General features: G+C 61.6%; 19 protein-coding genes and 5 tRNA genes. 19 read left to right on the forward strand and 5 right to left on the reverse strand.

Going from position 1 to position 21,842, the window contains the following annotated elements:
* Nucleotides 1-82 precede the first annotated feature (82 nt).
* The 4 genes from ACP691_RS04090 to ACP691_RS04105 all read left to right on the forward strand — a co-directional run bounded on the left by ACP691_RS04090 (nucleotide 83) and on the right by ACP691_RS04105 (nucleotide 2,420).
* On the forward strand, nucleotides 83-817 hold the full coding sequence (locus ACP691_RS04090) for an OmpA family protein (RefSeq protein WP_426150168.1): 735 nt from the start codon (nucleotides 83-85) through the stop codon (nucleotides 815-817).
* Nucleotides 818-880: 63 nt separating this feature from the next.
* Nucleotides 881-1,159 (forward strand): DUF1145 domain-containing protein, encoded by a 279-nt coding sequence (locus tag ACP691_RS04095; RefSeq protein WP_426150169.1) that lies wholly within the window; start codon nucleotides 881-883, stop codon nucleotides 1,157-1,159.
* A 74-nt stretch (nucleotides 1,160-1,233) separates the two neighbouring features.
* Nucleotides 1,234-1,848: a DUF4823 domain-containing protein gene (locus ACP691_RS04100; protein WP_426150170.1), complete on the forward strand. Its 615-nt coding sequence runs from the start codon at nucleotides 1,234-1,236 to the stop codon at nucleotides 1,846-1,848.
* An 11-nt stretch (nucleotides 1,849-1,859) separates the two neighbouring features.
* Nucleotides 1,860-2,420, forward strand: a complete 561-nt coding sequence (locus ACP691_RS04105; RefSeq protein ID WP_426150171.1) for a DUF1285 domain-containing protein — start codon at nucleotides 1,860-1,862, stop codon at nucleotides 2,418-2,420.
* Nucleotides 2,421-2,520: 100 nt separating this feature from the next.
* Here ACP691_RS04105 and ACP691_RS04110 read toward each other — a convergent pair.
* Together ACP691_RS04110 and ACP691_RS04115 are read right to left on the reverse strand one after the other, a co-directional pair.
* Nucleotides 2,521-2,596, reverse strand: a tRNA-Asn gene (locus tag ACP691_RS04110).
* 135 nt (nucleotides 2,597-2,731) lie between these two features.
* Nucleotides 2,732-3,928: an amino acid aminotransferase gene (locus tag ACP691_RS04115; RefSeq protein ID WP_426150172.1), complete on the reverse strand. Its 1,197-nt coding sequence runs from the start codon at nucleotides 3,926-3,928 to the stop codon at nucleotides 2,732-2,734.
* Nucleotides 3,929-4,156: 228 nt separating this feature from the next.
* On the opposite strand from ACP691_RS04115, the gene uvrB reads away from it, so the two are divergent.
* On the forward strand, nucleotides 4,157-6,172 hold the full coding sequence (gene uvrB, locus ACP691_RS04120; protein WP_426150173.1) for an excinuclease ABC subunit UvrB: 2,016 nt from the start codon (nucleotides 4,157-4,159) through the stop codon (nucleotides 6,170-6,172).
* A gap of 57 nt (nucleotides 6,173-6,229) precedes the next feature.
* Here uvrB and ACP691_RS04125 read toward each other — a convergent pair whose 3' ends face one another.
* On the reverse strand, nucleotides 6,230-7,363 hold the full coding sequence (locus ACP691_RS04125; RefSeq protein ID WP_426150174.1) for a hypothetical protein: 1,134 nt from the start codon (nucleotides 7,361-7,363) through the stop codon (nucleotides 6,230-6,232).
* Between the two features lie 128 nt (nucleotides 7,364-7,491).
* Between ACP691_RS04125 and ACP691_RS04130 the strand changes: the two genes are divergently transcribed.
* The 9 genes from ACP691_RS04130 to ACP691_RS04170 all read left to right on the forward strand — a co-directional run bounded on the left by ACP691_RS04130 (nucleotide 7,492) and on the right by ACP691_RS04170 (nucleotide 12,119).
* A complete protein-coding gene (locus tag ACP691_RS04130; RefSeq protein ID WP_426150175.1) occupies nucleotides 7,492-7,812 on the forward strand; it encodes a DUF2845 domain-containing protein in 321 nt (106 codons plus the stop codon).
* Nucleotides 7,813-7,902: 90 nt separating this feature from the next.
* Nucleotides 7,903-9,384: a glutamate--tRNA ligase gene (gltX, locus tag ACP691_RS04135; RefSeq protein ID WP_426150176.1), complete on the forward strand. Its 1,482-nt coding sequence runs from the start codon at nucleotides 7,903-7,905 to the stop codon at nucleotides 9,382-9,384.
* A 200-nt stretch (nucleotides 9,385-9,584) separates the two neighbouring features.
* Nucleotides 9,585-9,660 (forward strand) — tRNA-Ala (locus ACP691_RS04140).
* Between the two features lie 70 nt (nucleotides 9,661-9,730).
* Nucleotides 9,731-9,806: transfer RNA gene (locus ACP691_RS04145), tRNA-Glu, on the forward strand.
* A gap of 49 nt (nucleotides 9,807-9,855) precedes the next feature.
* Nucleotides 9,856-9,931, forward strand: a tRNA-Ala gene (locus ACP691_RS04150).
* Between the two features lie 42 nt (nucleotides 9,932-9,973).
* Nucleotides 9,974-10,049: transfer RNA gene (locus ACP691_RS04155), tRNA-Glu, on the forward strand.
* Between the two features lie 97 nt (nucleotides 10,050-10,146).
* The gene (locus ACP691_RS04160; protein WP_426150177.1) at nucleotides 10,147-10,590 is read left to right on the forward strand and encodes an acyl-CoA thioesterase; all 444 of its coding nucleotides are present in this window, start codon (nucleotides 10,147-10,149) and stop codon (nucleotides 10,588-10,590) included.
* A 3-nt stretch (nucleotides 10,591-10,593) separates the two neighbouring features.
* Entirely contained in the window at nucleotides 10,594-11,553 is a 960-nt protein-coding gene (locus tag ACP691_RS04165; RefSeq protein WP_426150178.1) for a tRNA dihydrouridine synthase, read from the forward strand.
* Nucleotides 11,554-11,666: 113 nt separating this feature from the next.
* Nucleotides 11,667-12,119, forward strand: a complete 453-nt coding sequence (locus ACP691_RS04170) for an Hsp20 family protein (RefSeq protein ID WP_426150179.1) — start codon at nucleotides 11,667-11,669, stop codon at nucleotides 12,117-12,119.
* Nucleotides 12,120-12,195: 76 nt separating this feature from the next.
* On the opposite strand, the gene ACP691_RS04175 is transcribed toward ACP691_RS04170, so the two are convergent.
* Entirely contained in the window at nucleotides 12,196-15,105 is a 2,910-nt protein-coding gene (locus ACP691_RS04175) for a sensor domain-containing protein (RefSeq protein WP_426150180.1), read from the reverse strand.
* Between the two features lie 39 nt (nucleotides 15,106-15,144).
* Entirely contained in the window at nucleotides 15,145-16,023 is an 879-nt protein-coding gene (locus ACP691_RS04180) for a LysR family transcriptional regulator (RefSeq protein WP_040262212.1), read from the reverse strand.
* Between the two features lie 163 nt (nucleotides 16,024-16,186).
* Between ACP691_RS04180 and leuC the strand changes: the two genes are divergently transcribed.
* The 5 genes from leuC to ACP691_RS04205 all read left to right on the forward strand — a co-directional run bounded on the left by leuC (nucleotide 16,187) and on the right by ACP691_RS04205 (nucleotide 21,814).
* Nucleotides 16,187-17,620, forward strand: coding sequence for a 3-isopropylmalate dehydratase large subunit (leuC, locus tag ACP691_RS04185; RefSeq protein WP_426150181.1), 1,434 nt, complete (start codon nucleotides 16,187-16,189; stop codon nucleotides 17,618-17,620).
* The gene (gene leuD, locus ACP691_RS04190; protein WP_426150182.1) at nucleotides 17,617-18,258 is read left to right on the forward strand and encodes a 3-isopropylmalate dehydratase small subunit; all 642 of its coding nucleotides are present in this window, start codon (nucleotides 17,617-17,619) and stop codon (nucleotides 18,256-18,258) included. The genes leuC and leuD overlap by 4 nt, the downstream gene beginning before the upstream one ends.
* A 104-nt stretch (nucleotides 18,259-18,362) precedes the next feature.
* Nucleotides 18,363-19,445: a 3-isopropylmalate dehydrogenase gene (gene leuB / locus ACP691_RS04195; RefSeq protein ID WP_426150183.1), complete on the forward strand. Its 1,083-nt coding sequence runs from the start codon at nucleotides 18,363-18,365 to the stop codon at nucleotides 19,443-19,445.
* Nucleotides 19,446-19,508: 63 nt separating this feature from the next.
* Nucleotides 19,509-20,621 carry an aspartate-semialdehyde dehydrogenase gene (asd, locus tag ACP691_RS04200; RefSeq protein WP_040262216.1) on the forward strand — a complete coding sequence of 371 codons (1,113 nt, stop codon included), beginning with the start codon at nucleotides 19,509-19,511 and terminating at the stop codon, nucleotides 20,619-20,621.
* 191 nt (nucleotides 20,622-20,812) lie between these two features.
* Nucleotides 20,813-21,814: an aspartate-semialdehyde dehydrogenase gene (locus tag ACP691_RS04205; RefSeq protein WP_426150184.1), complete on the forward strand. Its 1,002-nt coding sequence runs from the start codon at nucleotides 20,813-20,815 to the stop codon at nucleotides 21,812-21,814.
* The last annotated feature ends 28 nt before the right edge of the window (nucleotides 21,815-21,842 follow it).

The following is a 21,842-nucleotide window of genomic DNA, read 5'->3' on the forward strand; positions in this document are numbered from 1 at the left end:
TTTGCCTGTATTTCGGCAGACTGATCTGCCTTGCGCTTTAATCCTCATACCGGCATTGGCCGGCGACACAGGAGTTTCGACGATGAGAATGATCGTGCGGGCGCTGTTGCCCGTTCTTCTGGTCAGCAGTGTTCTGGCTGGTTGTGCCTCGCGCAGTGATGGAACCGCGCCGCTCAACCAGGGGAACTGGCCTATTTGCAGTGCCCTTGGAGGCGTTGCGGGCGCAGGTCTGGGCGCGCTGGAAAGCGGCGCCTGGGCCGCCGGGGGAGGGCTTGCCGGCGCGGTGGCCGGTGGCTTGATCTGTTTTGCCCAGGATGGCGACGCCGATGGAGACGGCGTATTCGACCGTCGCGACCGCTGCCCGGATACACCGCCACGCACGCCGGTGTCACATAACGGTTGCCCGCTTCCCGCGATACCGGCACCGCCGGTCGCCGTTGAGCCACCGCCAGCGCCCGCGCCCAAGGAAGAAGTCATTACGCTCAATGATGCAGGCAATGTGCTGTTCGAGTTCGACAAATCTGATCTGACCGCCGAGGCGCAAAGCCAGCTGACCGCCTTGCTGGGCCGCTTGACCGCCGCCGATGTGGTCAGCGTGAAGGTCGATGGGCATACCGACAGCATAGGCAGCGATGGCTACAACCAGGGCTTGTCAGAGCGTCGTGCCGCCAGCGTGGTGAACTTCCTGGTACAGCAGGGTGTGCCGCAGGCCAAGCTCAGCAGCGAAGGCTTCGGTGAAAGCCAGCCCGTGGCCGACAACGCCACCGATGCCGGCCGCGCCCAGAACCGCCGGGTCGAGCTACACCTGAACCGTTGAGCAGACGCCTCGCGGCATTTTCAGTAAGGTACGCCTTTATGATCGTGTCGCGAGGCCGCTTCAATGATAAATCTTCCGAGGTTGGGGGCCGGGGTGGCCAAGGCCCTTACCCTGGTGTTCTGGTGGCTGTTCCTGGTCAACCTGCTCAACGCCTTCCCAAAACCCTTCTCGGCCTGGATGCTGGTGGCCGGTATCGGCTTGCTGGGGCTGCATATCCTTGAACTGCTCGCCGTTAGCGCCCTGCTGCGGCACCGTTCTCATCCCTGGCTGGACCGCATGCAAATCCTGCTTCTTGGCATTTTCCATGTGCAATCGATGCGCAAGGCATTGCCGCGGCCTTGATAGTTGCGGCCGATTGGCGCAAAAGCTGCATCCAGGCTGGCATTCGCCGGGTTTCCGTCACGGCTTTGGAGAGAATGATGCGTAGGGTGCGAGCAGCAGTAGGGGTAATGGTGCTGTCGATGCTGGGCGGCTGCATGAGTGTCAGCGACATGGGGATGGTCGCCAAGGATCAGCTCAGTGATGCCGGCGTGCTGGATCACAGCCAGACCCGCCGCTCCACCAACTTCCGCTTGCAGCCCGACTCGTTCATCTACATCGCCCAGGGCGCCTTCATGCCGCCAGGCGGCGCCTATCCACGACCGAACGTGGTCGCTGAGGAAGCCTTCCGCGGCTTCGTCGAGTATTTCCCCATGGTTCGTCGCGCCGCTCAGCCTGAAGGCCTGGAACAGGCCTTGAGCGAAGCGCGAAGCGTAGGGGCACACTATGTGCTCTATACCCGCTTCGCACGGGCCGACGATCGTATCGGCAACCTGGATGAATGGTCCGACCAGGAGGCCATCGACCGCTTGGGCATCGACAGCGGTGTGGTACAGATGATGCTGATCGAAACCAGTACCCGCTATCTCATCGACACCGCCACCATCCGCAGCCGCGGGGGCTTGCTGACGTTCCATGACAACAAGCCGGAAGATTTGCTTGGCCCGCCCATGGAGGACTACGCTCAGCGCTTGTTGGGCATGAGCGAGTAAGGAGCAGGACCATGAGTGACCCGGTGAAAGCAGACGCATTGCTTGGCCAGATCCCCAAGGCCGCCGGGTTGCCGCCGGTGCATCAGTGGAACCCGCCCTTCTGCGGGGACATCGACATGCGCATCGCCCGAGACGGCACTTGGTACTACCAGGGAACCCCCATCACCCGGCAGCCGATGGTGCGCCTGTTTTCCACCATCCTGAAGCGGGAGAACCATCTGTGGTTCCTGGTTACCCCCGTGGAGAAGGTCGGCATTCGGGTCGAGGACGCGCCTTTCGTTGCGGTAGCCCTGGAGGTCGAAGGGCAGGGCGAAGCGCAGCGACTGCATTTCACCGACAACGTGGAGAACCGTTTCGTCGCCGGCGCTGAACATCCATTGCGAGTGGATACGGACCCGGTCACGGGCGAGCCGTCCCCTTATGTTCGTGTACGGGACCAGCTCGATGCGCTGATCCACCGCAACGTGTTTTACCAGTTGGTAGACCTGGCCGTCGTTCGGGTGGCCAACGGGCAGTCACTGCTGGGGGTATGGAGTGATGGCCTGTTCTTCGAGCTGGGGGAAGCGCCCTGAACGATTCAGGCGACCAGCCGGGATCAGGTACCGACAGCGATATCCGCTTGTGTGGGCTTGGCTGAAGATCAGGAAAAAAGGAAAGATGGCGAGGGGAGGTTGGCTCCGCGACCTGGACTCGAACCAGGGACCCAATGATTAACAGTCATTTGCTCTACCGACTGAGCTATCGCGGAACAACGAGGGTATCTTACTGATAACCCTCGTAAAGTCAACGCCGTAGGCAGTGGCGCAAGCTGGCGAATGGGCATTGTCCGCTAGCCCCGGCCGTCAGCCTGACGCGGGTTGCTGGACCCGCGAGCGAGGCGCCTTTATAGCACCTTGACGATGGCTTCGGTCACGGGGCCCAGGTTATGGCCATTGAGGGCGGCGGCGCAGATACGACCGGTATCCAGGGCGTAGATGCCGAATTCGTCTCTCAGGCGATGCACCTGAGCGGTGGTCAGGCCGGAGTAGGAGAACATGCCCCGCTGTTGCTTGATGAAGCTGAAGTCCTGTGGCGCGCCCAGTTTGGCGAGGCGATCGACCATCTCCAGGCGCATCTCGCGGATGCGGCCGCGCATCTGTGCCAGTTCGCCTTCCCACAGGGCACGCAGTTCCGGCGTATTCAGCACCGTAGCCACGATCATGGCGCCGTGAGTGGGGGGGTTGGAGTAGTTGGTGCGGATCACGCGCTTCACCTGGGACAGTACCCGGGCGCTTTCGTCCTTGGAAGCAGTGACGATGGACAGCGCGCCGACCCGTTCGCCATAGAGCGAGAAGGACTTGGAGAAGGAACTGGACACAAAGAAAGTCAGCCCTGCCTGCGCGAACAGCCGCACAGCCTCGGCGTCCTCGGCGATGCCGTCGCCGAAGCCCTGGTAGGCGATGTCCAGGAAGGGGATATGCGCCTTGGCGCGCACTACGTCCAGCACCTGCTGCCAGTCGTCGCGGCTCAGGTCCACGCCGGTGGGGTTATGACAGCAGGCATGCAGCACCACCACCGACCCGGAGGGCAGGGCGTTGAGGTCTTCCAGCAAGCCGGAACGGTTCACCCCATGGCTGGTCGCATCATAGTAACGGTAGTCACGGACCGGGAAGCCGGCGGTTTCGAAAAGCGCGCGGTGGTTTTCCCAGCTCGGGTCGCTGATGGCGACCACGGCCTCGGGGCGCAGCCGCTTGATGAAGTCCGCGCCCAGCTTGAGCGCGCCCGTGCCACCAACGGCCTGGACAGTGACCACGCGGCCCTCGGCCAGCAGCGGTGAATCGGCACCGAAGAGCAGGGTCTGCACGGCCTTGTCGTAGGCGGCGATACCGTCGATGGGCAGGTAGCCACGAGCCGCCTGCTGGGCGACCCGCGCCTGTTCAGCCTCGATCACCGCGCGCATGAGCGGGATCTTGCCTTCTTCGTTGTAGTAAACGCCTACACCCAGGTTGACCTTGTCGGGACGGGTATCGGCATTGAAGGCTTCGTTGAGGCCGAGGATGGGATCGCGGGGCGCCAATTCGACAGCGGAAAACAGGCTCATTATGGACCGTGGCTCTGTAAGTGGAGGATGAGAAGTCCGCACCAGTGCGGTGCGCCAACGGTCGTTGAGTATAGAGGGCAAGCCGAGGCTAAGCGACAGCTTGTTCGATTTTTTTTACACCCTGAAACACCGGTACGGGGTCTTGATGCTTGTGTCGTGATTTGACGGCCTCGTCAGGCCCGAAGTACTGTTCATGGATACAGCCCGGAAGGGTTCACGAGGTCAGTCATGTCGGAATTCCAGCTCGTTACCCAATATCGGCCCGCCGGAGATCAACCGGACGCGATCCGTCAGCTGGTGGAAGGCATCGATGCCGGCCTGGCCCACCAGACATTGTTGGGGGTGACCGGCTCTGGCAAGACCTTCAGCGTTGCCAACGTCATTGCCCAGGTGAAGCGGCCTACTTTGGTCCTGGCGCCGAACAAGACGCTGGCGGCCCAGCTCTACGGTGAGTTCAAGGCGTTCTTTCCCAACAATGCCGTGGAGTACTTTGTCTCCTACTACGATTATTACCAACCGGAAGCCTACGTGCCGTCGTCGGACACCTTCATCGAGAAGGATGCGTCCATCAACGACCACATCGAGCAGATGCGGCTGTCGGCGACCAAGGCCCTGCTCGAGCGCAAGGATGCGATCATCGTGACCACGGTTTCCTGCATCTACGGCCTCGGCAGCCCGGAAACCTACCTGCGCATGGTGCTGCACCTGGACCGGGGCGACCGCTTCGACCAGCGCGAGCTGTTGCGCCGGCTGGCCGAGCTGCAATACACCCGTAACGAGATCGATTTTGCTCGCGCGACCTTCCGTGTGCGCGGTGACGTGATCGATGTGTTCCCCGCCGAATCGGACCTGGAAGCCATTCGGATCGAGCTGTTCGACGACGAGATCGAAAATATCTCGTCCTTCGATCCGCTGACGGGCGAGGTCATCCAGCGCCTGCCCCGCTATACGCTCTACCCGAAGACGCACTACGTGACGCCTCGGGAAACCATCGTTTCCGCCATCGAGAACATCAAGGTGGAGCTGGAGGAGCGACTGGATTACCTGCGCAAGGCGAACAAGCTCGTCGAAGCGCAGCGGCTCGAGCAGCGTACCCGCTTCGACCTGGAGATGATGCTGGAGCTGGGCTACTGCAACGGCATCGAAAACTACTCGCGCTACCTCTCGGGCCGGCCCGCGGGCGCCGCGCCGCCTACCTTGTACGATTACCTGCCACCCGAAGCTCTGTTGGTGATCGACGAATCCCACGTGAGCGTTCCCCAGGTCGGTGCCATGTACAAGGGTGACCGCTCGCGCAAGGAAACCCTGGTGGAATACGGCTTCCGCCTGCCCTCGGCCCTGGACAACCGGCCCATGCGTTTCGATGAGTGGGAAGCGGTGATGCCGCAGACCATCTTCGTTTCCGCCACGCCCGGGCCTTACGAGCAGGAGCATGCCGGCCGGGTGGTGGAGCAGGTAGTGCGCCCCACCGGCCTGGTGGACCCACAGATTGAGATACGCCCGGCCTCTACCCAGGTGGACGACCTGCTATCGGAAATCCGCAAGCAGGTGGCGCTGGACCAGCGGGTACTGGTGACCACCCTGACCAAGCGCATGTCCGAGGATCTTACCGATTACCTGGCCGATCATGACGTGCGCGTGCGTTACCTGCACTCGGACATCGACACCGTGGAGCGGGTGGAAATCATCCGCGACCTGCGCCTGGGTAACTTCGATGTCCTGGTGGGCATCAACCTGCTCCGCGAGGGTCTGGACATGCCTGAGGTAGCCCTGGTAGCCATTCTGGATGCTGACAAGGAAGGCTTTCTGCGGTCCGAGCGCTCGCTGATCCAGACCATCGGGCGCGCGGCTCGAAACCTCAATGGCCGGGCGATTCTGTACGCGGACGCCATCACCGGCTCCATGGAGCGCGCCATCAATGAAACCGAACGGCGTCGCGAGAAGCAGATCGCGTTCAACGAGGCCAATGGCATCGTGCCCAAGGGCGTGGTCCGGGACATCGCGGACATCCTCGAAGGCGCCAACATCCCTGGCGGCAAGAGCAAGAAACGCAAGGGCATGGCCAAGGCCGCCGAGGAAAGCGCCAAGTACGAAGCCGAGCTGCGCAGCCCCAGCGAGATCAACAAGCGCATCCGCCAGCTGGAAGAAAAGATGCTGCAACTGGCCCGCGACCTGGAGTTCGAAGCCGCCGCCCAGACCCGCGACGAGATCGCCAAGTTGCGGGAGCGGCTGTTGGCGGTGTAACGCTTATGCGGGCAGGGAGTAGTGCGCAAGTACTACTCTCGGCTCATGGCTCCATCATCAACCAGCAGCTCGGACGATCTCAAGATAATTCTCGAGTCGGAAGTTCGTTACCCCCACCGAATTGACCGTTATCATCGTGGAAGGCGTCGCAGCATGTATGCCCCTGACTACGACATTTCCGTGAGCTTCTGTGTCGGTTATTTGAGATCCATTATAAATAAGAGATAGGTTTGTATGTGCCGTGGAGCTTATGATCGGCAATATATAGCTGAGAGGAGGGTACTGCATGGTATTGATGGTAATGGTGTCCTTTGTCTTGGCGTGTTCTATAAATTTTTTAAGTAGGTCTCCGTCTGAAGGGTCGACCGCAAGCTGACGGCCATTGAAATTGAGGCTAATGTTCCGAGATCCCAAAAGGCTCATGATCTCAGGTATCTCGCGCGGATGATACAGATGTGCCGAATCGATTTGAATTTTCACGCTGTTGGAAAATCTGTGGATAAACGTCTTCAATTGTTTGAGGTTAAAGCGTGTAGCGCTCAGGTTGACGGTGCAGTTCTTGTTGTCAATTGCATCTGCGATCAATGGCATGTAGTTGGTGGAAAAGACGTCCGCATTGGTGAGATTTATACTGGTGTTCGAATGAACCTTCCTCAAGGTGTCAACTGTTCTCTGGGGAGTGGAAGCCTTTGCATCGATTTCCAGCGAGAATGCGCGGCCTCCTATGGCCGATAGCGTGGTCTCGACAGCTGCGGCAGTCATGATTGTAAGCGAGCTAAGATACAACGAAGCTGGTGTTTCCGCGAGGACGGAGATAAGGCGTGGGGCGGTGTTATGATTGATTCCGTGGCTATTGATTGAGATGTCGAAACTTCGCGGTCCCATTGCCTTTGCGATGGCAGGGATGTCGCCGATACGGTAGTTGTCGATGTCCGCTATATCCATGGAAGTCCGAGGGTGACGAATCATGCTTATGATATCTATCAGGTCTCCGGCTGAAATGCCTTTGCCAGATAATGAAATATGCAGATTCTTTTCTTCTGAATCTTTTATGAGCGAGAGCAGTGGCTGTCTTGGCATGAGGTTGGCATTCTGCAACGTGATGCGTGAGTTTAAGCTTGATTCATCAAGGATGGCTTTGAACTGGTTGAAGGAGATTTTGCCGCCTACACAAAGCATGTTGACCTTCACTGTCTTGCTCCGCCGACTGGTTGTGCGGTTCGATTTGAACAGCGTTGATAGGGCGGTGCAATATGAGAAGTGTATTGTAATGTTGCGTCTGGCGGGCGGTCGCTGGACAAAGTGATGTAGGAGCAGTTATGTGGCCAAAAATTCTGGTGGTTTTGTCAGTGCTTGGCGTTCCTTCCATTCAGGCTGCAGATCGCTGTGGCAGGCATCTGGTAAATTTATATACCTCTCTTGATGCAATCATACAAACCTGTGGTCAGCCCGTTGCCCACGCCTCCCAGGGGCCGGCATTGCGAGCTGACGGCGGTCCCCGCAAGGGGCCAGGGAAAACCGACGTTTTGGTCTATGGGCCTTCTGGCGGAGCTTGGCAATACATGCTTTTCCAAAATGACCAGTTGGTCAGAATCGAAACGCGCCGCCGACCTCCTGACGGAGACTTGTTGAAGTGGTGAAATCCTGTGGTAGACAGCAGAGCTTCTTTGGCCCCGGCCACCCGGCCTGCTACCATTCGCGCCTTTGTATTGTCCTCTTCGAGACCCTTCATGAGCACTGTTCGCACCCGAATCGCGCCGTCGCCCACCGGCGACCCCCACGTTGGCACGGCCTACATCGCCCTGTTCAACTACTGCTTCGCCAAAAAGCACGGTGGTGAATTCATTCTGCGCATCGAGGACACGGACCAGCTGCGGTCTACCCGTGAATCCGAGCAGCAGATCTTCGACGCCTTGCGCTGGCTGGGTATCGAATGGAGCGAAGGCCCGGACGTAGGCGGCCCTCACGGCCCTTATCGGCAGAGCGAGCGCGGCGACATCTACCGTCGCTACGCCCAGCAACTGGTCGATGCCGGCCATGCCTTTCCGTGCTTCTGCACGGCCGAGGAGCTGGACCAGATGCGCGCCGAGCAGATCGCCCGCGGCGAAACCCCGCGCTACGACGGTCGCGCGCTCTTGCTTTCCGCAGAAGAAGTGCAGCGGCGCCTGGCAGCGGGAGAACCCCACGTCATCCGCATGAAGGTGCCCGGCGAGGGCATCTGCGTGGTGCCGGACATGTTGCGGGGCGACGTGGAAATCCCGTGGGATCGCATGGACATGCAGGTGCTGATCAAGACCGATGGCCTGCCTACCTACTTCCTGGCCAACGTGGTGGATGACCACCTGATGGGCATCACCCACGTGCTGCGCGGCGAGGAATGGCTGCCTTCGGCGCCCAAGCTGATGAAGCTCTACGAGTACTTCGGCTGGGAACAGCCGCAGCTGTGCTACATGCCCCTGCTGCGTAACCCGGACAAGTCCAAGCTGTCCAAGCGCAAGAACCCCACCTCGGTGACCTTCTACGAGCGCATGGGCTTCATGCCCGAGGCGATGCTCAACTACCTCGGCCGCATGGGCTGGTCCATGCCGGACGAGCGCGAGAAGTTCTCCCTGGAGGAGATGGTGGAGCACTTCGACCTTTCGCGGGTTTCGCTGGGCGGGCCCATCTTCGACATCGAGAAGCTGTCCTGGCTGAACGGGCAATGGTTGCGCGAGCTGCCCGTCGAGGAATTCGCCACCCGCGTACAGAAGTGGGCCTTCAATCCGGAGTACCTGCTCAAGATCGCTCCGCTGGTGCAGGGGCGGGTCGAAACCTTCAGCCAGATCGCGCTGCTCGGCGGCTTCTTCTTCGAAGGCGGCGTGCGTCTGGACCCGTCGCTGTTCGTGTCGAAGAAGCTGAGCCCCGATCAGGTGCGGCAGGTCATCCAGTTGATCCTGTGGAAACTGGAGGCCCTGCGGCAATGGGAGAAGGATCGCATCACCGCCTGCATCCAGGCTGTGGTCGATGGGCTTGGCCTCAAGCTGCGCGACGCCATGCCGCTGATGTTCGCCGGCATTACCGGACAGGCAAGTTCTGTGTCGGTGCTCGATGCCATGGAAATCCTCGGGCCGGACCTGACCCGCTATCGCTTGCGCCAGGCACTGGACCTGCTTGGTGGCGTTTCGAAGAAGGAAAACAAGGAATGGGAAAAGCTGTTGGCTGAGCTGGGCTGATCCTTTTACCTGGGCATGGAGGCCGGCCGGTGCCGTCCGGCCTGGCCTCCAGCCCCTGCAGGACCAGGCCGCTTCCCTAAGCCTTTGAATGCCGGGAGAAATTTTTCAAGAATTTCGCAAAATTAGTTTGACAAGGTAGGGGTGGCGTCTTAATATGCGCCCCGTCCACGACATGGTGCTGAAACAAAGCGCCGCGCTGTGGGGCTATAGCTCAGCTGGGAGAGCGCTTGCATGGCATGCAAGAGGTCGACGGTTCGATCCCGTCTAGCTCCACCAAATTCCTCGCCCGAGGTGCTGTTGTAGATCTGGGGCAAGCCGGTCACCAGGCCGGTCGGAAAGAAGGTCTGTCCCCTTCGTCTAGTGGCCTAGGACACCGCCCTTTCACGGCGGTAACAGGGGTTCGAGTCCCCTAGGGGACGCCACTTTACCTGTATCGCCCTTGGGTGGTACACGCCGCCAGGCGTTAAATTTGGGGCTATAGCTCAGCTGGGAGAGCGCTTGCATGGCATGCAAGAGGTCGACGGTTCGATCCCGTCTAGCTCCACCAATTTGCCAGGGTTCGCTACGGCGGGCCTGCTCGAAGGTTTGCGTCCCCTTCGTCTAGTGGCCTAGGACACCGCCCTTTCACGGCGGTAACAGGGGTTCGAGTCCCCTAGGGGACGCCACGTTTACCCCGATCTCCGGGAATCAAGGCTCATTCGATTATTGAATGGGCCTTTTGTTTTTTCGGCCCTACGGTATACGTTGCGCGCAGGAGAGCATATGAACTGGGATCTGCCGTTACCCTTCACCCTCGATTTGCGCGTCACCGCCGACGATATCGACGGGCTTGGCCATGCCAACAATGCTGTCTACGTCACCTGGCTGGAACGCTGCGCCTGGCGCCATTCCAGCTACCTGGGCCTGGACCTGGCGGAGTACCGCCGCCTGGACCGAGCCATGGCCGTGCTGCGCCATGAAATCGATTACCTGGCCAGCGCCCACGAAGGGGACGAGCTCATCCTGGGGACCTGGATCATCGACTGGGACCAGCGTTTGAAAATGAACCGTCGTTTCCAGTTGATACGCCCCAGCGATGGCGCCACCTTGTTGCGCGCCCGGACCACCTTCGTTTGCATCGAGCTCTCCAGTGGCCGGCCCAAGCGAATGCCTAGCGAATTCATCGATGGCTACGGCTGTGCCGTTCTGCCCACGCCCGGATCCTGAACCATGCAACTTGCCTTGGCCCCCATGGAGGGGCTGGTCGACAATATTCTGCGCGATGTACTGACTCGGGTCGGTGGCATCGACTGGTGCGTCACTGAATTCATCCGTGTCTCGGACCGTGCCCTGCCACCCTCGAGCTTTCTCAAGCTGGCGCCGGAACTGGCCAATGGCAGCCAGACCCGCGCGGGTACGCCGTTGCATGTGCAGTTGCTGGGATCTGAACCCAACCTCCTGGGGGATAGCGCGGCGGTAGCTTGCGAGCTGGGCGCGCCTGTGATCGACCTGAATTTCGGTTGCCCGGCCAAGACAGTCAACCGCTCCCGAGGGGGTGCGGTGTTGCTCAACGAGCCGGAACTGCTGCACGCCATCGTCAGCCAGGTGCGTCGCGATACCCCGGCCCATGTTCCCGTCACCGCGAAGATGCGCCTGGGCTATGCCAGCCCCTCCAGCGCCATGGATTGCGCCAGGGCGCTGGCCGAGGGCGGCGCCGAGCGCATTGTCGTCCATGCGCGTACCAAGCTCGACGGTTATAAACCACCGGCGCATTGGGAATGGGTGGCGCGGGTGCAGGACGCGGTCAAGGTTCCTGTCTATGCCAACGGCGAGATCTGGACGGTGGAAGACTGGCAGCGCTGCCGTGAAATCAGCGGAGCGGCGCATTTCATGCTGGGCCGGGGGCTGGTATCGCGTCCGGACCTGGCCCTGCAGATTGCCGCGGCAGCTCAGGGCCAGGCCATCACGCCGATGGAATGGGAACAGGTGGTGCCCTTGCTGCAAGATTTCTGGGGCCAGGCCACGGCGAAGCTGTCACCGCGCTATGCGCCCGGCCGCCTCAAGCAATGGGTCGCGATGCTGACGCGGACTTACCCCGGAGCAGTGATGCTGTTCTCGGCCTTGAGAAAGGAAACCGATTGCGCGCGCATCGATGCCCTGCTGGGGCTGGCTGAACCTGCCCTGGCTTGAAAAAAAGCCGACGAACGGTCTTGAAAGTGTTTGGCGAGTCCATATCTGTTCAGTACGCGATGCCGCAGTCGGGTCGCGGATTCAACTACTCGCTGAACTCTCAGGAGATCGTCATGAGCACTGCATTTTCCTTGGCACCACTGTTCCGTCATTCCGTTGGCTTCGATCGTTTCAACGATCTGTTCGAGTCGGCGTTGCGCAATGAGTCGGGTAGCAGCTACCCACCCTACAACGTCGAGAAGCATGGCGATAACGAATATCGTATCGTCGTGGCCGCGGCAGGCTTCCAGGAGCAGGACCTCGACCTGCAGGTCGAGAAAGGTGTGCTGACCGTCACCGGAGGCAAGAGCCGCGAAGGTGACACCAGCAGCGTCACCTACCTGCACCAGGGCATTGCCCAGCGGGCCTTCAAGCTGTCGTTCCGCCTGGCCGACCATATCGAGGTCAAGGCCGCGGCATTGCAGAACGGCTTGCTGAACATCGACCTGCTGCGCGTCGTGCCGGAAGAGGCCAAGCCAAAACGCATCCCGATCGGTGGTACGCAGCAGCCTGTGCTGGAACATTGATCGCTCGACGCGAGAGGTGAAAAGGGGGCGCCTGGTGGGGCGCCCCTTTTTTTGTATTCGGCCATCGAGCGTCCTTTCATACCCCGATCAACATGGCCTGGAATTCCTCGAAGGGCACGGCCCGGCTGTACAGGTAGCCCTGGTACAGGTGGCAGCCCAGGCGGTCCAGGAACTCCAGCTGCTCGCTGAGTTCGACACCTTCGGCAATTACCGTAAGGTTCAGGCTGCGCGCCATCGCCACAATGGCGCGGATGATTTCCGCATCGTTGGGATCATGGGTGCAATCTCGCACGAACGACTGGTCGATCTTCAAGGTGTCTACGGGCAAGCGCTTCAGATAGGTCAGGGAGGAATAACCGGTGCCGAAGTCATCCATGGCGAAGGTCACCCCCATGCGCTTGAGCGCGCGCATCTTGTTGATGGTGTCGTCCAGGTTCTGGATGACGATGCCTTCGGTGATTTCCAGCTTGAGCAGGCTGCAAGGCAACTGGTTGTCACGCAGGCTGCGCTCGATACGGTCGACGAAATCCGCCTGTCGGAATTGCCGCGGGCTGATGTTCACGCACAGGCTGAAGCCGTCGACATCGATCAGGCCGGCCTGCAGCAAGCGCGCGCACGCGCCGCAGGCTTGATCGAGAATCCAGTTGCCGACATCCAGAATCATTCCACTTTCTTCCAGCACCTGGATGAATTGGGCAGGGGATTGCTGACCCAGCTGAGGATGCAGCCAGCGCAACAGCACCTCCGCGCCTATGATCCGTTCGGCCCGGGCGTCGAGCTGGGGCTGGAAATACAAATGCAGCTCGCCTCGGGCAATGGCCAGGCGCAGGTCGTTCTCCATGCGCAGGCGTTCGCTGGCTACCTTCTGCATGGCGCTATGGAACATCTGCGCGGTATTGCGCCCCGAATCCTTGGCGCGGTAGAGGGCTATATCAGCGCGCTTGAGCAAGTCCGCCGGCGTGGTGCCGTGGTCAGGTATCAGCGCCATGCCGATGCTGGGCGTGACCCGTAGCCGATGACCGTCCAGCGACATGGGTTCAGCGAGCAGCTCGCGCAGAGTGTCGGCCAGGGCGCGCACTTCTTCGGTCACCTCGCTGCGGCTTCCCTCCAGCCCACCGATGAGTATCACGAATTCGTCGCCACCCAGCCGGGCCACGGTATCTTCCAGGCGTACGCTGGCTTCCAGCCGCGCCGTGATTACCTTGAGCACAGTATCGCCCACGGGGTGGCCGAGGGAGTCATTGATATGCTTGAAGTGGTCCAGGTCCAGGAAGAGCAGGGCGCCCCGCTGGTTATGGCGCTTGAGCAGGGTGACCTGCTGGCTGATGCGTTCCATCAACAGGGCGCGGTTGGGCAGGTTGGTGAGGGGGTCGTGGTAGGCCAGGTGCTGGATCTGCGCCTGAGCGTTCTTCAATTGGCTCATGTCCCTGGCGGTCATCAACAGGCACGGCCCCTGCTCCAGGGCGATCGGTTCCAGAGTGATTTCCAGGATCAACGGCTCACCGGTCTTGCGTCGGCCAATGACTTCTCGGTGTCGAACTCGACCGAAGCGCTTGAGCTGGTCTTGCAGGGCATCGCGTTGGTGGTCATCGGACCACAACTCCAATTCCTCGGCGGTGCGGCCGATTACCTCGCGGGCGGTCCAGCCGAAGGTCTCGCAGAACGATGAGTTCACCTCAACGAAACGACCGCTGGCCTGCTCGCTCACGCACACCGGATAGGGGCTGGCCTGGAACAGGCGGATGAACTTGTCTTCGGAATTCTGCAGGCGATGTTCCCGCTCCACCTGGTCAGAGATGTCGATCAGGGTGCCGGCCATCCGGGTCGGGATCCCCTGTCCGTCGCGATACAGACGCGCCCGGGTTTCCAGGTAGCGATGGCTGCCGTCGTTCAGCTGTACGCAATAGGTCGCCTGGTAATGGAGGCTGGCACCGCTGAGTACCTCGCGGAAGTGCTCGATCAAGGCTTCGCGCTCCTTGCGCGCCAGCCGCCTGAAAAATGCTCGGAACGGCACGTGCAGGGCTTGCTCCGGCAAATTGTGCAGCGCCGCGGCCCGGGGCGAGGCATAGAGCATGCCGCTGGGCAGGTGCCAGTCCCAGGTCCCCAGCCGCGCCGACTCAATGGCCAGGTCCAGCCGCTCCTGGCTGTCCTTGAGCAGTTGCTCGGCGTGCAGGCGTTCGGTGGTATCGACGAAGGTACTGAGCAGGAACGGGTAGCCGTCCAGCTCGATGTTCTGGCTGCACAGAATGCCCTCGCGCAAGTGTCCGGCCGCCGTGCGCAGCCTCACTTCCCGGGTGACCGGCTCATTGTTGGCCAGCGTGGCCTGTACCCATTCCAGGCGCCGGGGCGGATCGGCCCACAACTCGAGCTCCTCGGTAGTCCGGTTTACCGCCTGGGCAACGGGCCAGCCCAGCACCTTCTCGAAGTGATGGTTGACCTCGTAGATCATGCCGTCGTTGCGGCGGGTCACCATGACCACGTTAGGGCTCAGATGGAAGAGCGTGGCGAAACGTTGCTCCGAGGCCATGAGGGCGGTTTCCCGCTCCCGCTGGAGGGTGATCTCACGGACGACACCGACCATGTGCGGGCGGCCGTCCCGCCCTGTTACCAGGCTGCCACTGATCTCGATCCAGTGGAGGCTGCCGTCGGGCCAGCGAATGCGATGGCGCATCGGATGATCCTGGGGCTCGCCTCGCAGCACCGCTTCGAAGGCCAGTACGGTACGGCCGCGGTCTTCCTCCGGCAGCAGATCCAGGTAGTCGATGTCGGCCGCCAGGCGTTCATTGGGGTCGAAGCCGAACAAGGCCTGCGTGCCTCTGGACCAATTGATCAGCCCGCGCTCGATATCCCAATACCAGGCGCCCAGGCGCGCGCCGTTGAGCGCGGCGAGCAATTGTGAGGCGTTCTCCCAGGCGGCTTCCGCTTCCTTGGGGTCCACTGCCTGGATGCGGGGCAAGCGAGCGCGTGGGTTGAGGCTCTTGGGCATGGGGCCGGGCTTCCTTGATCGGGCAATTGCCTGTTGCTTTCAAGAAGGGACAGTCTCCGCTTCCAGTAATGCCATGAACGCGCGGGCGGCATTAGAAAGCGTGCGTTCCGTATGTACGATGTAGCCTAGCTGGCGACTCAGCTGTACGCCTGGCAGTGAAAGCCGAGTCACCTGCTCATCGAGCATGGTGCGCGGGAGCACGCTCCAGGCCAGGCCGATGGACACCATCATCTTGATGGTTTCTAGATAATTGGTGCTCATGGCGATATTCGGCGTCAGCCCCCGCGCCTGGAACAGATGTCGCACGATGTGATGGGTGAAGGTATTGCCGCCTGGGAACACGGCGGGGTGGCGAGCGATGTCCTCCACCGATACCTCGGCTTGCCGGGCCAAGGCATGCTCGGGTGCCGCTACCAGGTCCAGTGGGTCGTCCCAGATATGCACGGCCTTGATCAGGCCATAAGGCTCCGGCGCCAGGGTGATGACGGCCAGTTCCGCGCGACCATGGAGAATCTCTTCATAGGCGACCTCGGAGTCGAGGAACTGGATATCCAGCGCCACGTTGGGGTAACGCCGGGTGAAGGCCCGCAGCAACGGCGGCAGCCGGTGCAGGCCAATGTGGTGGCTGGTCGCCAGGGTCAGGCGGCCGGTGACCTCGCCATTGAGGTTGCTCAGTGCGCGGCGTGTGTCCTCGAGCACATTGAGAATCTGGTAGGCCCGGGGAAGCAGGGCGCGACCCGCCTCGGTGAGGCTTACTTCGCGGCCGAGCCGGTCGAACAGGCGCGTGTCGAGCTGGGTTTCAAGGCCAGCGATCCGCTTGCTGATGGCCGGCTGGGTAAGATGCAGGCGCTCGCCGGCATTGGAAAAACTTCCGGTTTCAGCGACGCTGATAAAGGCAGTAAGGTTGGCCAGATCCACGAACTCGAATTCCTTGTTGTTATCCAGAATATAAAAAATATGAATTTGAGTTATTGAATCTAACCCCATAGCATGTCTATCACAAGCCTGGGGTCTTTATTTGAGCCGCGACAAAACGCCGCCGCCCCCTGCGCAAAGTCATGCCTGACGAGGAGTTGTTTCGATGGCCGGTAAAACCCTTTATGACAAGCTCTGGGATTCCCACCTGGTCAAGCAGCGGGACGATGGTTCCGCGCTGATCTATATCGATCGTCACATCGTTCACGAGGTGACTTCGCCCCAGGCTTTCGAAGGACTACGCCTGGCTGGTCGCGCGCCCTGGCGCGTCGACAGCATCGTTGCCACGCCGGACCACAACGTGCCCACCACCCCGGAACGCAAGGGCGGCATCGAAGCCATCGCCGACCAGGTGTCGCGCCTGCAGGTGCAGACCCTCGACGACAACTGCGATGAATACGGCATCACCGAATTCAAGATGAACGACGAGCGCCAGGGCATCGTGCACGTGATCGGCCCGGAGCAGGGCGCGACCCTGCCCGGCATGACCGTGGTCTGTGGTGATTCCCACACGTCCACCCATGGTGCCTTCGGCGCGCTGGCCCACGGCATCGGTACCTCGGAGGTGGAGCACGTGCTGGCTACCCAGTGCCTGGTCGCCAAGAAGATGAAGAACATGCTGGTACTGGTCGAGGGCAGCTTGCCCTTTGGCGTGACCGCCAAGGATATTGTGCTGGCGGTCATCGGCAAGATCGGCACCGCTGGCGGCAACGGCCACGCCATCGAGTTCGCCGGTAGCGCCATCCGCGACCTCTCGGTGGAAGGCCGCATGACCATCTGCAACATGTCCATCGAAGCAGGGGCCCGGGTCGGCCTTGTGGCCTGCGACGAGAAGACCATTGCCTACGTGAAGGGGCGCCCCTTCGCTCCCAGCGGCGCGGATTGGGACAAGGCCGTTGCGGCATGGCAAGGCCTCAAGTCCGATGACGACGCCCATTTCGACACCGTGGTGCGCCTGGACGCCGCCCAGATCAAGCCTCAGGTCAGCTGGGGGACCTCACCGGAAATGGTGTTGGCGGTGGACCAGAACGTGCCGGACCCGGCCGCCGAGACGGACTTGGTCAAGCGTGGCTCCATAGAGCGCGCGCTCAAGTACATGGGCCTGCGGCCGAACCAGCCGATCACCGACATCCGCCTGGACCGCGTCTTCATCGGCTCGTGCACCAACTCGCGTATCGAAGACCTTCGCGCCGCCGCGGACGTGGCCAAGGGGCGCAAGGTAGCTTCCACCATCAAGCAGGCCATCGTGGTACCAGGCTCGGGCCTGGTCAAGGCCCAGGCCGAGCGTGAAGGGCTCGACCGTATCTTCATCGAGGCGGGCTTCGAATGGCGTGAACCGGGCTGCTCCATGTGCCTGGCCATGAATCCGGATCGCCTCGAGGCCGGGGAACATTGCGCGTCCACTTCGAACCGCAACTTCGAGGGCCGTCAGGGCGCGGGCGGTCGCACTCACCTGGTGAGCCCGGCCATGGCCGCGGCCGCCGCGGTGACCGGCCACTTCGTCGATGTCCGTGAATTGTCCGAGGAGCGCGCAGCATGAAAGCCTTTACCCGTATCACCGGCCTTGCCGCTCCCCTGGATCGCGCCAACGTAGACACGGACCAAATCATCCCCAAGCAATTCCTCAAGTCGATCAAGCGCACCGGTTTCGGGCCCAACCTGTTCGACGAGTGGCGTTACCTGGACGTGGGCCAGCCCTACCAGGACAACTCCAAGCGGCCACTGAACCCGGAGTTCGTGCTCAATCAGCCACGCTATCAGGGCGCGAGCATCCTGCTGGCCCGGGAAAACTTCGGCTGTGGTTCCAGCCGCGAACATGCACCCTGGGCTCTGGACGAATATGGCTTCCGCTGTGTGATTGCGCCCAGCTTCGCCGACATTTTCTTCAACAACAGCTTCAAGAACGGTTTGTTGCCGATCATTCTCAGCGCCGCCGAGGTGGATGAGCTGTTCCGGCAGGTCGAGGCCGAGCCGGGCTACCAGCTGACCGTCGACCTGGCCGCGCAGACCGTGACCCGTCCCGACGGCAAGGCCTACAGCTTCGAGATCGACGAATTCCGCAAGCACTGCCTGCTTCACGGCCTGGATGACATCGGCCTGACCCTGCAGGACGCCGACGCCATCCGTGCTTTCGAAAGCAGGCACAGGGCCACGCAGCCCTGGTTGTTCCGCCAATAACCGCCCTGGTAGCAGCCGCGCTTGCGCGCGACCGGGCCCGGACAGGCAAACGCCAGGTTGCGAATGAACCCATGGCGCCATTGAACATTTGAATGAGAACAAGCATGAGCAAGCAGATCCTGATTCTCCCTGGCGACGGCATTGGTCCGGAAATCATGGCCGAGGCGGTCAAGGTGCTGAACCTGGCCAATGAACGCTATGATCTGGGCCTGAACCTGGCCGAGGACGTGATCGGCGGCGCCGCCATCGACCGCCACGGCGTTCCACTCGCAGACGAGACCCTGGCGCGCGCCCGCGCCGCCGACGCGGTGCTTCTCGGCGCGGTGGGCGGCCCCAAGTGGGATCGGATCGAGCGTGACATCCGTCCCGAACGTGGCTTGCTCAAGATCCGCTCCCAGCTGGGCCTGTTCGCCAACCTGCGTCCGGCCATCCTCTATCCGCAGTTGGCGGACGCCTCGTCGCTCAAGCCGGAGATCGTCGCGGGCCTGGATATCCTGATCGTGCGCGAGCTCACCGGTGGCATCTATTTCGGCGCGCCACGCGGCATGCGGGAGCTGGGTAATGGCGAACGCCAGGCCTATGACACTTTGCCGTACAGCGAGAGCGAAATCCGCCGCATCGCCCGGGTGGGCTTCGAGATGGCCCAGGTGCGCGGCAAGAAACTGTGCTCGGTGGACAAGGCCAACGTGCTGGCATCCAGTCAGTTGTGGCGGGAAGTGGTGGAAGACCTCGCGAAGGATTATCCTGAAGTCGAGTTGAGCCACATGTACGTGGACAACGCCGCCATGCAACTGGTGCGGGCGCCCAAGCAGTTCGACGTGATGGTCACCGACAACATGTTCGGCGACATCCTTTCCGACGAAGCCTCCATGCTTACCGGCTCCATCGGCATGCTGCCCTCGGCGTCCCTCGACGCGAACAACAAGGGTATGTACGAGCCTTGCCATGGTTCGGCGCCGGACATCGCCGGGCAGGGCATCGCCAACCCCCTGGCGACCATTCTTTCGGTCTCCATGATGCTGCGCTACAGCTTCAATCAGGTTGAAGCGGCCGAGGCCATCGAGGCGGCCGTGGGCAAGGTACTGGACCAGGGCCTGCGTACAGGTGACATCTGGTCGCCCGGTTGCACCAAGGTCGGTACGCAGGAAATGGGCGACGCAGTAGTCGCGGCCCTGCGAAATCTGTAATCTCTCGGGCCCGCCGCGATTCGGCAAGGGCGGCGGCCCACTTTTTTCAAGGGTGTAGTTGCGATGAAACGTGTAGGTCTGATCGGTTGGCGCGGCATGGTCGGTTCCGTGCTCATGCAGCGGATGCTGGAGGAGCAGGACTTCGACCTGATCGAACCGGTGTTTTTCACCACCTCCAACGTAGGTGGCGAGGGCCCCGCCGTGGGCAAGGATGTCGCGCCCCTCAAGGATGCCTACAGCATCGACGAGCTGAAAAGCCTGGACGTGATCCTGACCTGCCAGGGTGGCGACTACACCAGCGAAGTCTTCCCCAAGCTGCGCGAGGCGGGCTGGAAGGGCTACTGGATCGACGCGGCGTCTACCCTGCGCATGCAGGATGACGCGGTCATCGTGCTGGATCCGGTCAACCGCAAGGTGATCGACCAGCAACTGGACGCCGGCACCCTCAACTACATCGGCGGCAACTGCACCGTGAGCCTGATGCTCATGGGGCTCGGTGGCCTGTTCGAAGCCGGCCTGGTGGAGTGGATGAGCGCCATGACCTACCAGGCCGCCTCCGGTGCCGGTGCTCAGAACATGCGCGAACTCATTCGCCAGATGGGCGCCACCCAGGCGGCCGTGGCCGATGACCTGGCCAATCCGGCCAGCGCCATCCTCGACATCGACCGCAAGGTGGCGGCCGCCATGCGTGGCGAGGCCTTCCCCACCGAGCAGTTCGGCGTACCCCTGGCCGGCAGCCTGATTCCCTGGATCGACAAGGAATTGCCCAACGGCCAGAGCCGTGAAGAGTGGAAAGGCCAGGCCGAGACCAACAAGATCCTCGGCCGCTTCAAGAACCCGGTGCCGGTGGACGGTATCTGCGTGCGCATCGGTGCCATGCGTTGCCATAGCCAGGCGCTGACCATCAAGCTGAACAAGGACGTACCCTTGGCCGATATCGAAGGCATGATCAGCCAGCACAACCCTTGGGTGAAGCTGGTGCCGAACCACCGTGAGGCCAGCATCCAGGAACTGACCCCCACCCAGGTGACCGGTACCCTGAACATCCCGGTTGGACGCCTGCGTAAACTGAACATGGGTTCGCAGTACCTGGGCGCCTTCACCGTCGGCGACCAGTTGCTGTGGGGCGCGGCCGAGCCGTTGCGGCGCATGTTGCGCATCCTGCTGGAACGCTGATAGCGGCTTGCAGCGCCACGGCCGGGCACGGCGGGCTAGATCCGCGCGCTCCTCTAGCCGTTGGCGCATATGAAACGGTTGTACCCGCCGGGCCGGCGCGGCTGCTGGTGGCTTTCCATGGGAAGGTCGCCGTCAGCCGCGTTTTTCATTTCCAGGCCCGGACAATGACACCCTTGTTCTGGAGAACATTCATGCCCGATACCCTGGATATCGCCGTTGTTGGCGCCACCGGCACCGTAGGTGAAACCCTCGTGCAGGTACTCGAGGAGCGTAACTTTCCGGTAGGCCAGCTTCATCTGTTGGCGAGCCAGGCCTCGGTGGCGCAGTCCATGCCATTCCATGGTCGTAATCTGCGGGTAAAGGCACTGGACGGTTTCGATTTTGCCCAGGTAGGCCTGGCGTTTTTCTGCGCCACTGAAACGGTGAGCGAGGCTTGCGCGCAGATGGCCGCAAAGGCGGGTTGCACGGTGATCGACCTGGCCGCGACAGGTGGCGTGCCCGTGGTGGTACCGGAAATCAACGGCCACGAGCTGGGCGAAGCGCCCTGGCCGCAACGTCTGGGGACCCCAGGGAGTATCGCCACGGCGGTGGCCTTGGCGCTGTCGCCCCTGAGCGATCTGCTGACGCTCGAGCACCTGACTGTGACCGCCTGCCTGCCCATGTCCGCCCAAGGTCGCGAGGCGGTCAGGGAGCTCGCTCGGCAAACGACCGAACTGCTCAATGCGCGCCCCTTGGAACCCCAGCTATTCGACCGGCAGGTAGCCTTCAATCTGCTGGGCCAGGTCGGCACTCCGGATGCGGCGGGTCACCTGGCGCTGGAAAAACGTGCTCACCGTGAATTGCGCGAACTGCTACGAATGCCTTTACTCAATGTGGCGGTGAGCTGCATCCAGGCACCCGTGTTCTTCGGCGATAGTCTGAGCGTGACAGTACGCGCCGCCGAGCCCGTCGACGTGCAGGCGGTATGCCAGGCATTGGAGCAGGCACCCGGGGTAGAGTGGACCGGGGCGCAGGACTACCCGACCGCGGTGGGCGATGCGGTAGGTCAGGACGTTTTGTATATAGGCCGGGTACGCTCGGGCATCGACGACCCCTGCGAGCTCAGCCTCTGGCTTACCTTGGACAATGCTCGCAAGGGCGCGGCCCTCAACGCGGTACAACTGGCGGAATTGTTGATAAAAGGCCTTTCGTAAAAGATACTTGGGCATACTTTGTAAAAGT

Source organism: Pseudomonas sp. DC3200b2, assembly GCF_049895785.1.
Lineage (GTDB): Bacteria > Pseudomonadota > Gammaproteobacteria > Pseudomonadales > Pseudomonadaceae > Aquipseudomonas > Aquipseudomonas massiliensis.